Annotated in this window: 15 protein-coding genes; 14 read left to right on the top strand and 1 reads right to left on the bottom strand. The window is 37.7% G+C overall.

The features are described 5' to 3' along the window. Positions 1-19 precede the first annotated feature (19 nt). From AC0KUU_RS02705 to AC0KUU_RS02745, 9 genes are all read left to right on the top strand, one after another. Complete coding sequence (locus AC0KUU_RS02705) at positions 20-1,537, top strand: RecQ family ATP-dependent DNA helicase (RefSeq protein WP_165575819.1); 1,518 nt, start codon at positions 20-22, stop codon at positions 1,535-1,537. Next, positions 1,537-2,142, top strand: a complete 606-nt coding sequence (locus AC0KUU_RS02710; RefSeq protein WP_043976354.1) for a CPBP family intramembrane glutamic endopeptidase — start codon at positions 1,537-1,539, stop codon at positions 2,140-2,142. The genes AC0KUU_RS02705 and AC0KUU_RS02710 overlap by 1 nt, the downstream gene beginning before the upstream one ends. Positions 2,143-2,235: 93 nt before the next feature. After that, on the top strand, positions 2,236-2,688 hold the full coding sequence (locus AC0KUU_RS02715) for a DUF2663 family protein (protein ID WP_043976356.1): 453 nt from the start codon (positions 2,236-2,238) through the stop codon (positions 2,686-2,688). Between the two features lie 54 nt (positions 2,689-2,742). Further along, entirely contained in the window at positions 2,743-3,117 is a 375-nt protein-coding gene (locus tag AC0KUU_RS02720; protein WP_013084909.1) for a hypothetical protein, read from the top strand. A gap of 20 nt (positions 3,118-3,137) precedes the next feature. Further along, complete coding sequence (locus AC0KUU_RS02725) at positions 3,138-3,905, top strand: metallophosphoesterase (RefSeq protein ID WP_043976359.1); 768 nt, start codon at positions 3,138-3,140, stop codon at positions 3,903-3,905. 107 nt (positions 3,906-4,012) lie between these two features. Continuing rightward, positions 4,013-4,924, top strand: a complete 912-nt coding sequence (locus AC0KUU_RS02730) for a MerR family transcriptional regulator (protein WP_025750422.1) — start codon at positions 4,013-4,015, stop codon at positions 4,922-4,924. 127 nt (positions 4,925-5,051) lie between these two features. Beyond that, positions 5,052-5,654, top strand: a complete 603-nt coding sequence (locus AC0KUU_RS02735; RefSeq protein WP_043976361.1) for a genetic competence negative regulator — start codon at positions 5,052-5,054, stop codon at positions 5,652-5,654. Positions 5,655-6,011: 357 nt separating this feature from the next. Beyond that, positions 6,012-7,277, top strand: a complete 1,266-nt coding sequence (locus AC0KUU_RS02740) for a Glu/Leu/Phe/Val family dehydrogenase (protein WP_370506064.1) — start codon at positions 6,012-6,014, stop codon at positions 7,275-7,277. Between the two features lie 124 nt (positions 7,278-7,401). Next, positions 7,402-8,373, top strand: coding sequence for a YpdA family putative bacillithiol disulfide reductase (locus AC0KUU_RS02745; protein ID WP_043976363.1), 972 nt, complete (start codon positions 7,402-7,404; stop codon positions 8,371-8,373). Positions 8,374-8,392: 19 nt separating this feature from the next. On the opposite strand, the gene AC0KUU_RS02750 is transcribed toward AC0KUU_RS02745, so the two are convergent. Beyond that, positions 8,393-9,364 (bottom strand): asparaginase, encoded by a 972-nt coding sequence (locus AC0KUU_RS02750; RefSeq protein WP_043976365.1) that lies wholly within the window; start codon positions 9,362-9,364, stop codon positions 8,393-8,395. A gap of 198 nt (positions 9,365-9,562) precedes the next feature. Between AC0KUU_RS02750 and prsW the strand changes: the two genes are divergently transcribed. The 5 genes from prsW (at position 9,563) to AC0KUU_RS02775 (ending at position 13,725) form a co-directional block, all read left to right on the top strand. Beyond that, positions 9,563-10,213: a glutamic-type intramembrane protease PrsW gene (prsW, locus tag AC0KUU_RS02755; RefSeq protein WP_013059034.1), complete on the top strand. Its 651-nt coding sequence runs from the start codon at positions 9,563-9,565 to the stop codon at positions 10,211-10,213. A 145-nt stretch (positions 10,214-10,358) separates the two neighbouring features. Then, positions 10,359-11,291, top strand: coding sequence for a spore cortex-lytic enzyme (gene sleB / locus AC0KUU_RS02760; protein ID WP_043976367.1), 933 nt, complete (start codon positions 10,359-10,361; stop codon positions 11,289-11,291). A gap of 17 nt (positions 11,292-11,308) precedes the next feature. Next, positions 11,309-12,658 (top strand): germination protein YpeB, encoded by a 1,350-nt coding sequence (ypeB, locus tag AC0KUU_RS02765; RefSeq protein WP_043976368.1) that lies wholly within the window; start codon positions 11,309-11,311, stop codon positions 12,656-12,658. A gap of 155 nt (positions 12,659-12,813) precedes the next feature. After that, positions 12,814-13,479 carry a flagellar brake protein gene (locus tag AC0KUU_RS02770; protein WP_034649061.1) on the top strand — a complete coding sequence of 222 codons (666 nt, stop codon included), beginning with the start codon at positions 12,814-12,816 and terminating at the stop codon, positions 13,477-13,479. A 69-nt stretch (positions 13,480-13,548) separates the two neighbouring features. Next, positions 13,549-13,725 carry a YpfB family protein gene (locus AC0KUU_RS02775; RefSeq protein WP_013059030.1) on the top strand — a complete coding sequence of 59 codons (177 nt, stop codon included), beginning with the start codon at positions 13,549-13,551 and terminating at the stop codon, positions 13,723-13,725. Positions 13,726-13,824: the final 99 nt, after the last annotated feature.

Genomic DNA, 13,824 nt, shown 5'->3' on the forward strand with positions numbered 1-13,824 from the left:
AAAAAAAGTGGTGTTTGATGTGAAGATAGAACAACTTCTACAGAAACAATTTGGCTATAGCCAATTTCGACTAGGACAAAAAGAGATTATTCAAGATATTTTAACCGGTCATAATGTGTTAGCGGTTCTTCCTACAGGAACAGGAAAATCATTGTGCTATCAGCTCCCAGCTTATTTGTTGAACCGACCGGTGCTGATTGTATCTCCTTTAATTTCACTGATGGAAGATCAAGTTCAACAACTAAAGGCAAGCGGAGAAAAGCGAGTTATTGCCTTAAATAGTTTCCTACAACAAGAAGAAAAACAACGAGCGCTAAAAAATTTAGCTTTTTATCGTTTTATTTATGCATCTCCTGAAATTTTGCAAAATGCTGTTGTAGTAGAAGCATTAAAGCAGGCAAAGGTAGGCCTTTTTGTTGTGGACGAGGCGCATTGTATTTCTCAGTGGGGACATGATTTTCGTTTAGATTATCTACAGCTAGGAGAGATATGGAAGGAACTTGGCAGTCCACTATGTCTAGCACTAACGGGAACTGCGACTAGGGAAGTAGTGGAAGATATTAAGCGCTACTTATCGCTTCCTGCTGTCAACGAGCACATCTATTCCATGAATCGAAGTAATATTGCGATGAAAGTTGATTTTGTTGCAAGTATTGAAGAAAAAAAAGAGAAATTACTGATGTACGTTAGTGAACTGCAAGGTCCGGGAATTATCTATTGTTCCAGCCGATCTTGGACAGAAGCGTTAACACAGCTTCTAAAGGAAAATGGGATACAGCGAGTGCAGTATTACCATGGGGGAATGGAACCGAATGAAAGAATGCTTGTTCAACAGCAATTTTTAGAAAATCAGCTTGATATCATTTGCTGCACAAGTGCATTTGGAATGGGGGTTAACAAATCGAATGTTCGCTTTGTTATTCATTTTCATACACCTACGCAGCTAGAAGCATATGTACAGGAAATTGGAAGAAGTGGACGCGATCAGCGAAACAGTATTGCGATCTTGCTTTATGCTGAAGGAGACGATGATTTTGCTCATTCTTTACTTGAAATTGAGCTTCCTTCTTCAGATACTATCTTATACTGCTTGTCGTATTTACGAAACCATGATCAGGCCATTCCTTTAAAACAAGTAGAGTCTCACTTTCTTTATACAGTGGGTGTTCAAGAAACACATTGGCGATTTATTCGTTATTATTTGTACAGAGAAAATGTAGTGAAAAATGAACATGTTGAACCCTGGAAAATTCCTGCATCGCTGCATGAAACGATTGTTGTAGCTGTAAATAAACGTCTTCGAAACAAACATGACAAGTATCGTGCGATGAAGGGGTTTATTGAGACAAAAGAATGCCGTCGTCACGTGCTGCTTGGCTATTTCGATGAAACGGGAAAATCAGAGTTTGAGAATTGTTGCGATTGCTGCGGCTTGGATTTGGAAAACTATAAAAAAACAAATGGTGAGCAGGAGCAATGGACATTTCAAGGCTGGGAATTAGAATTAGCTCGTTTGCTTCGTCAAGGAGAGATATAATGGCAAAATCACAGCAAGAGCTTATTTCATCCATGACAGATGCAGAGCTAGTTAAAAATTTATATGTAACACAGCTGCTCATCTGCTTCATTGCTTTAGGCATCGGTTTTTTTACATTCGATTCGTGGAATTCCTTTTTGCAGTTTTTTCAGCTGGATTGGTCTTCTATTTTATTGTACGGGGGAGGAACAGCTCTCTTGGTAGTAGGAGGAGATATACTTCTAATGAAATGCGTACCTGAGCATTTATACGATGACGGAGGGATCAATGAACGTTTATTTGCTAATCGTTCTGTTTCTCATCTGATCCTTATTTGCCTAATTGTTGCATGTTCAGAAGAAATATTATTTCGAGGGGTTATACAAGTTCAGTTTGGCCTCTTTTGGGCGAGTATTGTATTTGCACTGGTTCACATTCGATATTTAAAAAAGTGGTTTCTTTTTATTTCGGTTGTGTTTTTAAGCTTTTTAATAGGGTTGCTTTTTTGGTGGACTGAAAATTTGTATGTCACGATTTTTACTCATTTTCTCATTGATTTTTTATTGGGCCTGCAGATACGAAAATCAAAAGGGGAATCTGCACAGCCAGAAGAATTAATGCAGTAAAGGTTAAGGAAACAGCCATTATTTTCAATACTACCCACATAATCTTTTATGTTCCCTCATATGTTGTACTAGCATACGAGGGGGGGTGGAATAATGGAAAACAAAGTGATAGACTTTGAAAACGATGAAACACTTCAATATATATTAGCTAGCGTTATTAAAAGAAAAGAGACAGTCAATAAGCTGAAAGCTAAAGAGAAAAAATGGAATATTTTGTTTTTATCCAGTGCAACGGCTGTTATTAGCTACTTTTTTTTCATATTTCAAAGCGGTTTTTTTACGACGTTTAGCGAATTTTTTTCATTTTTGTTAGGCAACATGGGACATTTGATGTTTCTATTGCTTACCGTCTCACTTTACTTTTATACTGTACAGCTGCAGAAAAAAAGCGAGAAAGCAGAAAAGACTTTTCAAGATTTGCGCTGTGAGATTATTAAAAGAAGCAAAGAGCTATGGGCGACGCCTGAAACATGGGAGCACCGAAAAGAAACGTTCCGCTGGATGCAGTCAACCTATGGAATTAATTTATATCATGAAAACAAATAGAATCGCATGAAAAAGCCTCTTTTTACATAGAAGTTTAGTGAAGGGGGTTTTTTTGTGAGGGATTGGTTTAACTTGCTGGCTGCGTGGTTATGCAGTTATTATATCAGCAGTTTAACGGCTGTAGGCTCAAAAGCTTCGTTAACCTATTTACTTATTCAAATGATTTTACATCCGTTAGATGTGTTTAGTGTTATAATCTTATTTTTCACGGCTCTTTTTTGTCTGTCGGCGGCAGTTCGTAAAGTGTTTCTGCAAAGTCGGTTGCTTCTAAAAGGCTATAAGGTAAAATGGCATGAATACCTTGTTTCATGTCTATGTGTGATAGGAATTTTATCGTTAAGTGCAATTGCACTTTATCAAGTAGTAGGTTTGTTAACAATTGCGATAATTTATGCCCTTTCTTCTTTAAAGGAAACACATCGGGTATAAAATGAAAAGAAGGAGAATATATGGTTATTCTTTTAATTGTTTTAGCGTTAGGCATAGGCTTGCTGATCTTTATGTTTTCAGAAGCCCATCGTACGTATGTCGAAAAAAGAACGATTCATTTATCAAGATTTCCTGAAAATCAGCAGCCTTTGCGCCTGTTTTTTATATCGGATATACATAAGCGAACAGTTTCGTCGAAGCTGTTGGAAAAAATACCGGGCGAAGTAGATTTTGTGATCATAGGCGGTGATTTAGTAGAAGGAGGAGTCCCTTTAGTGCGGGCTCGTCAAAATATTCAACAGCTTAAAACGCTAGGACCCGTCTATTTTGTGTGGGGAAATAATGATTACGAAGTAAGTCAGATGCAATTGAAGCAGATGCTTAAAGATGAAGGAGTTATTGCCCTTAAAAATGAGCATGCCTTTGCCGTTTCTAAATGTGGTACTACCTGCCACTTTGCGGGGGTAGATGATTTATCAGAAGGTCAGATCAATCTAAAGCGAGCCGTTTCTTCCATTGAACCTGAACAGCTTACCATTCTTCTAAGCCATAATCCTGATGTTATCTATTATGTAGATGAAGAATCAAAAGTAGATTTAATTTTGAGCGGGCATACACACGGGGGACAGATACGCTTATTTAATTTGGGTATGTATGAATTAGGAGGGCTGAAAGAAAAAAGAAAGATTCCTCTTTTTATCAGTAACGGATATGGTACAACCTCTTTGCCTCTCCGTTTACAAGCTAGAGCCCAAACGCATTATATCACTTTAAAAAGGAAAGAATAGCCTTGAACAAACTCTTTACATAGCATATACAAATTTTACACACAGGATAACTTATCCTATAATTCAATTAATAGATACAGTTCACGAAGAGTAGTTGGAGGTTACGTATGGCTCACGAAGGGAAGTATAATATTAAAGCCATCTCAAATATGGTCGGAATCCAGCCGGGAACTTTGCGTGCATGGGAACGACGTTATCAAATTTTAAATCCTGTCCGCAACGATTCGGGGCATCGGTTATATACAGAGGAAGATTTGCGGAAATTAAAATGGCTCACGGAAAAAGTGAGCGGAGGTTTTACCATCAGTCAAGCGGTTTCGTTATTAGAAACGGAAAGCAGTACAGTAGGAACGTTTGAAGAAGAAGGAGAAGTAGATTCCCCTCAAAAAATTAGGGATGAGCTGTTAACGATGCTTTTATCTTTTGAAGAAGGAAAAGCACAGGATTTAATTAATCATGCTTTTAGCCTGTATTCGGTAGAAAAAGTGGTTATTGATATTTTGGGTTCTCTACTCGTGACGGTTGGAGATATGTGGGAAAAAGGGCAAATTACAAGTGCTCATGAGCATTATACGACTCAAGTATTAAAAACGCGTATCAGCATGATTTTTTATTCGCTGCCTTCAAATGGCTTATTGCCTAAAGCGATTGCTGTATGCGGACCTAATGAGACACATGAAGTGGGACTCTTAGTCTTTACGCTATTTTTACGCCGTAAAGGGTTTGAGGTTATTTATTTAGGAAGCAGCATTGAAGATAAAGATGTTGAGTTAATTGTTAAAGAAGTAGACCCAACGTTTTTATTTATGTCATGCACAATGATGGAAAATGCCGAGAAAACACTAAACTTGACGAACCAAATGATAAAGAAATTCCCGCATCTCAAAGTAGGGTTAGGCGGTTATGTGTTTGATGGTTTAGATAGCAAAAGAAAAGGCGAGGCCCAGCCGTTTATTTTAGGAAATACAAAAGAAGAGTGGAACAGCTGGCTAACAAAAAAATTAGCAGAAATTGATTGAGAATAGCTTGTCTTTCCTATCATAAACCTGTAAACTCGTAAGTAAACATCACGAACCGTTTTCCAAAAAATACATATACTGCATTATCGAACCATGTGGTTATGAGTGCAAGCGGGGAGGGACGCTAATGAGGCTTGAACGATTAAACTATAATAAGCTAAAAGTTTTTTTGACCTACGATGATTTACAAGAAAGAGGGTTAACAAAAGAAGATCTATGGACAGATACATTCAAAGTAAAACAGCTTTTTCGTGAGATGATAGAGCAAGCTTCTCAAGAACTGAACTTTGAACCTACAAATTCTCTTTCGGTAGAAGTTTTTTCACTTCAAGCACAGGGAATGGTTGTATTTGTGACGAAGCAGTATGAAGAAGAAACCAGCTACGGTGAGTTCGATGAAGACGAGTTCGAGGACTTCATTGAAATGCAGGTCATGCTAGATGAAAGCGAAGACATGTTTTTTGAGTTTGATTCATTTGAAGATGTCATTCAGCTGACCAAGCGCATGTCAAACTTTTACGATACGGATAGCGTGCTCTATTCATTTGAAAAACGTTTTTACGTGCTGTTGGATTATCACATGCTGTCACCGGCTGAAGTTGGGAATATGATTGCGGTTTTGGCGGAGTATGGAAATCCCTCTACAATTACAAAGCACCGCGTAAATGAATATGGAAAAATGTTAGTAGAAAAGAGAGCTTTGGAGTATATTAATTCTGTCTTTTCTTAATTGTTTAATTGAAATAATTACACCCGTGAAGGATAAAGCACTTTTATTAAAATAAGAGTGGCTGCACTTTCAGCTTGCAAAAAGTTGTTGAAAGTGCTCTTTATCACCGGGTGTTTTTTATTTTTTTTAGACAATTAAAGCATACTAGAAAAGAGGCAGACTTAAAACATTGTAGCATACCTTGTAAAGTTATTGGAAGCGTTTTCTTAGAAGAACACAAAAAATACTAAAAGTTCGATATTTTCCTTTGCAATGTAAAACTAAGGGTGTATACTATGTCATGAAAGAAGCACCATTCAATTAAAAACGAATAATTTTCGATACATTTTAGGAGGTTTACAGATGGTAGCCGACAAGATGCAAGACAGTAAAAATAGTCAAGAAGAGAAGCATGATGTTTTAAAATCTACACAAACAGTGATACATAAAGCGTTAGAAAAACTAGGCTATCCTGATGAAGTGTATGAACTATTAAAAGAGCCATTACGAATGATGACAGTAAAAATTCCTGTTCGTATGGATGACGGATCAGTTAAGATTTTTACAGGTCACCGAGCGCAGCATAACGATGCAGTTGGTCCTACGAAAGGCGGAATTCGTTTTCACCCAAACGTAACTGAAAAAGAAGTAAAAGCTCTATCTATATGGATGAGTTTAAAATGTGGAATCGTTGACCTTCCTTACGGTGGAGGAAAAGGTGGAATTGTTTGTGATCCTCGAAATATGTCTTTTGGAGAATTAGAGCGTTTAAGCCGCGGATATGTTCGTGCGATTAGCCAAATTGTTGGACCAACAAAGGATATTCCAGCGCCGGATGTGTTTACAAATTCACAAATTATGGCTTGGATGATGGATGAATACAGCCGGATTGATGAATTTAACTCACCGGGCTTTATTACTGGAAAGCCCCTTGTCTTAGGTGGTTCGCACGGCCGTGAAACAGCGACTGCAAAAGGAGTAACTATTTGTATTCGTGAAGCAGCGAAAAAACGAGGCATTGAATTACAAGGTGCACGGGTAGTAGTACAAGGGTTTGGAAATGCAGGGAGCTTTTTAGCTAAGTTCATGCACGACGCTGGCGCTAAAATTGTAGGGATATCCGATGCGTACGGAGCGCTGCATGACCCTAACGGTTTAGACATTGATTATTTATTAGATCGACGCGATAGCTTTGGTACAGTAACAAAATTATTCAATAATACAATCAGCAACAAAGAGCTGCTTGAACTTGACTGTGACATCCTAGTTCCAGCTGCGATTGAAAATCAAATTACAGAAGAAAACGCCCATAACATTCAAGCGAGTATTGTAGTAGAAGCAGCAAATGGACCAACAACTCTTGAAGCAACGCGCATTTTGTCAGAGAGAGGAATTTTATTAGTTCCAGACGTTTTGGCAAGTGCCGGCGGTGTAACAGTCTCTTATTTTGAATGGGTGCAAAATAACCAAGGTTATTATTGGACGGAAGAAGAAGTAGAAGAAAAGCTTGAAAAAGTAATGGTTAAATCATTTAATAACATCTACGAAACCTCTACAACTCGAAAAGTCGACATGCGTCTAGCTGCTTATATGATAGGCGTAAGAAAAATGGCAGAAGGCTCTCGTTTCAGAGGCTGGATTTAAAAACAGAACAGCAGAACAATTGCGTAAATAGAAAAAATCTCCTATCATTAATGAGGAGATTTTTTTGTTTTACACTGCGTTAAAATAAAAAAAAGGTGCGTTTACAACTGAAGGAGTGACAGGCATGAAGAAAGAAAAAGTAATTATTGTTGGCGGAGGACCATGCGGCCTTTCAGCAGCTATCGAGCTTCAACATACAGGTATTGATGCCCTTGTAATTGAAAAAGGGAACATTGTGAATGCCATTTATAACTATCCGACCCACCAAACGTTTTTTAGTTCGAGTGAAAAACTAGAAATTGGGGATGTCCCTTTTATTACCGAAAATCGTAAGCCTGTGCGCAACCAAGCTCTTGCTTACTATCGAGAAGTGGTGAAGCGCAGACAAGTTCGAATTCAGCCGTTTGAACGTGTCTTGCAAGTAGACAAACAAGCAGAAAACCAATTTATTGTCACAACATCTAAAGAGACATATGAAGCGGAGAATGTCATTATAGCTACAGGCTATTACGATCATCCTAATTATATGAATGTGCCTGGTGAAGATTTATCAAAGGTATTTCATTATTTTAAAGAAGCGCATCCGTACTTTGATAAAGATGTAGTCGTTATAGGCGGAAAAAACTCTAGCGTCGATGCAGCTCTGGAATTGGTGAAGTGTGATGCAAGGGTGACGGTTATTTATCGTGGCTCAGATTACTCACCTAGCGTAAAACCTTGGATATTGCCTGAATTTGAGGCTCTGGTTCGAAATGGGACAATTAGGATGCATTTTAATGCTCATGTAACAAAGATAACGGATGAAACGGTAACATATGAACAGGAAGGGAAAGAATCTACGATTAGTAACGATTTCGTTTTTGCGATGACTGGGTATCATCCTGATCATTCGTTCTTAACAAAAATGGGTGTGGAATTAGATGATGAAACAGGCAGCCCTTCTTTTAACGAAGAGACCATGGAAACAAACGTGGAAGGAATTTATATCGCTGGTGTGATTGCTGCAGGAAACAATGCTAATGAGATTTTTATCGAAAATGGACGTTTTCATGGAAAATCAATTGCTTCTCATATTATCAACAAAAACAACGCATAGGCTTCTATGCGTTGTTTTACTAATGATTAAATAGCTGCTGCAGTTCATCATGATTCGTTGTTACTTGGAGAGCAACTAACAGTTTAATGCGTGCTTTAGGACCATTTAAGCCATTTGAAAAAATAACGCCCATCTCTTTCAACTGCTTGCCGCCGCCTTCATATCCATATACATCTTGAGCAATTCCATTAAAACAGCGGGAAACGAGCACGATGGGTATCTTTCGCTCTAAAAGCAATTGAATGCCTGGAATTGTGAGAGGAGGTAGATTTCCTTGGCCGAGGGCTTCAATTACAAGTCCATCAACATTCATTGAAGCCACTGCTTGAAATAAATGGTCGTCCATTCCTGCATAAGATTTTAATAAAGTGATTTGTTTATCTATCTGATTGACAGGATAAAATTCGTGTTCTGTAGGCATGTGGTGAAAAGATACGCCGCGTTTTGTGATTAATCCTATTGGCCCGTACTGAGGGCTTTGAAATGTCGCCACGTTGCTTGTGTGGGTCTTGGTCACATTTTCAGCGGTATGAATTTCATCGTTCATCACAACTAAGACACCTTTTCCTTTTGCACCGTCACTAATAGCCACCCGAACCGCAGATATAAAATTATAAGGACCGTCTGAACCAATTTCATTGCTTGATCTCATGGCTCCAGTTAAGACAATTGGAATATCTGTATGCACTGTTAAATCTAAAAAATAAGCGGTTTCTTCCAGCGTGTCCGTACCGTGGGTTAGCACGACTGCATCAATTTTGCCTTCATTAATTTTATCGCGTATTTTTTTTGAAAGTATAAGCATTTCCTTAGGAGTAATGTGAGGAGAAGGCAGATGAAATGCTTCTTCTACGATTACATTGGCCATACCTGAAACAGATGATGTTGAGCGGTGAAGCGGATTTTGAATATCTGGTGTTACTGATCCAGTTGCCATGTCTTCTTTCATAGAGATTGTGCCGCCGGTGTGAAGAATATAAACAGTTTTCATAAAGAGCTCCTTTCAATTTTTCATATAAGTATGATACATTTTTTGGTATACTTGTTTAAGGTCTTTGTTAGGCTTTGTAAATCGACAGCAAGTTATGTGAGCATTTACATATAAAGATAAGGACATTATAGACGGAGATTTTCATCCTAAAGATAACATGTTACTATTAAAAAAAATAGAGGAGATGAGGCGCTATTTATGTTGGCGATTGTATCTGCAGGCATTGCGCCAGGATTGGCATTGTTAAGTTTTTTTTATTTGAAAGATGAATATGAAACTGAGCCTATTTCAATGGTATTAAAAACATTTATTTTTGGAGCAATGCTTGTTTTGCCAATTATGTTTATTCAATATGTATTTGGTGAAGAACACGTTTTTCAATCACCTTTTCTTCAAGCATTTTTTACGACAAGCTTTTTAGAAGAATTTTTCAAATGGTTCATTTTATATTTCACGATTTATCAGCATGTGGAATTTGATGAGCATTATGATGGAATTGTTTACGGGGCAGCTGTTTCATTAGGTTTTGCTACCGTTGAAAATATTTTATATTTATTTGCAAATGGTTTAGAATCAGCGCTAGGAAGAGCCTTTTTACCCGTATCTAGTCATGCTTTATTCGGCGTCATTATGGGGTATTATTTAGGGAAAGCAAAGTTTTCTGAAGGAAAGGAAAAAACGAAGTGGACGCTGTACTCCGTATTTGCGCCGCTCATTTTACATGGAACATATGATTATATTCTAAAAACAATGGATCATTGGGTATTTATTATTATTCCATTTATGATTTATTTATGGTGGCTGGCGTTAAGAAAAGTAAAAAAGGCCAAACAGCCATCGATTGTCTAGGCTCAGCTTGTAAATCTTTTTTGAGAGATTTACGAGCTGAGTTTTTTCATTTCGGTAAATTTTGCGCATCTTGTATAAAAAAACAACCTTTACAAAAAATACTCCTATCATCTTATCAGTTACATACGATGTAGGAGGTTTTGTCATGTTATCATTTCGATGTTTTAAAAAGTATGCATGTCTCATATGCATATGTTCATTTATTGCAGCGTCCGTTGTGAGTCCAAAGGCCGCTCACGCGTTTTCAAATCAAGTCATTCAACACGGAGCAGTTGGAGATGACGTTATTGAGCTGCAGTCGAGACTTCAGTATTTAGGTTATTACAATGGGAAAATTGACGGTGTATTTGGATGGAGCACATACTGGGCACTGCGCAACTTTCAATATGAATTTGGCATTAAAAAGATTGACGGTTTAGCAGGCTGGCAAACAAAGATTAAATTAGCCAACGCAACAAAATATCACGAAAACTATGTGAAAAATCAAATTAGAAAAGGGAATAAGTTTACGCACTATGGCGGTCAGCCTCTTGATCAACAGTCTAAAGGAAGCGGTAGCAGTGGGAAAAGCAGGGGGAACAATGGTCAGCAAAAAGCACAAAGCGGATCTTCTCAAGCAAAAAAACCTGCCAGTCAGCCGCAGCGTAATACGTCTAAAGGAAATTCTGAACAGCAGAAAGAAAAAGCACAAAAGCCAACAGCGGTGAATGTACCAAGCGGCTTTTCACAAAATGATATTCAGCTCATGGCAAATGCCGTGCATGGTGAAGCACGGGGTGAACCATATAATGGCCAAGTAGCCGTAGCGGCCGTTATTTTGAACCGAGTTAACAGTCCGTCATTTCCAAATACAGTTGCTGGAGTTATTTTTGAACCGCGTGCATTTACTGCCGTAGCAGATGGACAAATCTGGCTTGAACCCAATCCAACATCTAAAAAAGCGGTTATGGATGCGATTAACGGATGGGATCCTACTGGGAATGCTATTTATTACTTTAATCCGGATACAGCAACAAGCGCATGGATTTGGTCACGTCCTCAAATTAAGCAAATCGGGAAACACATTTTCTGTCGATAAAGAGAGGTGAAGGAAACATGATTCGAACAATTTTAATTGTATTATTAGCTATTGGTGTTGTAGGTGTAGGGTATTGGGGGTACAGCGAACATCAAGAAAAAGATGCTGTACTGCTTCAAGCGGAGAATACGTATCAACGAGCATTTCATGATTTGTCATATCGGATAGATTTATTAAATGATAAAATCGGTGGCACGCTCGCCATGAGTTCGAGAGATCAGCTTTCACCCGCGCTTGCAGAAGTATGGCGTTTAACTTCTGAAGCTCATAACGATGTAGGACAGCTGCCTTTATCGCTGTTACCTTTCAATAAAACAGAAGAGTTTCTTTCAGATGTTGGTGACTTTACGTACAAAGTGGCGGTAAGGGATTTAAGCAAATCACCCTTAACAGATAAAGAGTATAAAACGTTAAATGCGCTTTATGATCAGTCAGGCGAAATTCAAAATGAAATGCGCCAAGTACAGCATCTGGTCATTGATAATAACTTGCGCTGGATGGATGTTGAGTTAGCCTTAGCGACAAAAGAAAAGCAAGGGGACAATACAATTATTGACGGATTAAAAACCGTTGAAAAAAGTATGGATTCTTTTGCCGAAACAGATTTAGGCGTTATGAATGCAACGAATGAGCAGGAAAAAAACGCTTTTCACCAATTAAAAGGTAGAGAAGTTAGTGAAGATGTGGCAAAACAAGTGGCGCGTTCGTTTTTGAATTTAAAAGGAAATGAACAAATTCATATTGTAAAGAGCGGAAAAGACGCTGATTATGAAGTGTACAGCTTAACCATTACAGATCCAAAGACTAAACAAGAGACGTATATGGATATTACACAAAAAGGTGGATATCCGCTTTGGGTGCTCGAAGATCGAGATATTAAAAAACAAAATATTAGTTTAAACGATGCTATGAACAAAGCGACTAAGTTTTTAAAAGATCATCGTTTTGAAAGCCTAGTAATGGCTGAAAGCGCTCAATATGATAATATGGGAGTCTTTACATTCGTAGAGCAAACGGAAAGTGGAGTTCGGATTTATCCGGATTCAGTTAAAATGAAAATGTCTTTAGAAGATGGATCTGTGATTGGTTTCTCAGCTAAAGACTTCTTATTAAAACATCGTACAAGAGATATTCCCAAACCTAAAATTTCCAAAGAACAGGCAAAAACCAAGCTGAACTCGAATGTAAAAGTGATGGAAGACCGTGTAGCAATTATTACGAATGATTTAAACGAAGAAGTGCTATGCTATGAGTTTTTAGGGACAATAAAAAATGATACGTATCGAATCTTTATCAATGCCGATACGGGTTTTGAAGAAAAAGTCGAAAAACTGCAAAACTCAGAACCTTTATATAATGAAGTGTAAAGTTGATAAAAACCGGTGTCTATAGACACCGGTTTTTGTGTTTTTTAATATTTTATTGAGTCTAAATGACTAATTTATATTTACAAAATAAACATATTTGACTATGTTTGAATAAAGGGAAAAAGTGTATATAGTGGAACTAAAGGAGAGAGAAGATGATAAAAGCGGGAATGAGGTTGACGTTAGAGAGCGGGCATAGAGAGTCTACATTACAACAAACATATCGATGTAAAGTAGTTGAGTTTACGGAAGACGTGATTTATATTAGCTATCCGCTAAATGAAGAAACGCAGCGAAGTGCTTTTTTACTAAAAGGTACAAAATTGCTTGCTACGTTTATTGGATATGATCAAAATGTATATACCTTTCCAACTGAAGTAACAGGGCGTGAAATAAAAGGCATGCCTGTTGTGAAGCTCTTTTACCCGGGCGATAAAAAGTTAAAATCTATCCAAAGAAGAAATTTTTTTCGTGTGCCTCTTACAGTGAAGGCGGTGATAGAAAGTGAACAAGAACAGCAGGATGTAATGGAAATCATGACTAAAAACATCAGTGCAGGTGGAATAGCCGGCTCCTTCCATCACTCGCTGCTTTTTAATGAGAAAGATTCGGTTGTTGTACGATTAAGTCTTCCTAATCGTGAGGGAGCTTTGCAGCATCTTGAATTAAAAGGGGAAGTTGTACGAATTACCGCCCCGACTTCTTGTAAAGTAGGTCAGCTATCTATTAAATTTATGGACATGGAAAAACAAACGAAAGAAATGATGATTCGTTATACCTTAAAGCGTCAGCTCGACCTAAGAAGAAAAGGTCTTCTTTAGCGTATAAAAAAAACTTCTCTTTCCTAAACTGTAAGCAAAGGTATTACTTCTTACAAAAGGAGAAAAAAGGTGAATCGAATAGAACGAATTTTAATTAAATTAGTGGTTATTCAATTTGTGTTTTTAATAATTGCCCAATGTATTTTACTATCTAGCAGTCACAGTACATATTTCTCAAAGGTTATTCAGTATGAGGGAGTTAGCAAAAATAATTTTAATAAAATTATTGAAACATTCGACCAGTAGTCGGACGTATGGTAGAATAACTAGGAAAGAAACATGCAGTGAACACCAGGCAGGAGAAGACCCCCTGCTCTTTTTTTCGTTTATAAACGCTTCATATAA

The organism is Priestia sp. ST2, assembly GCF_055810735.1.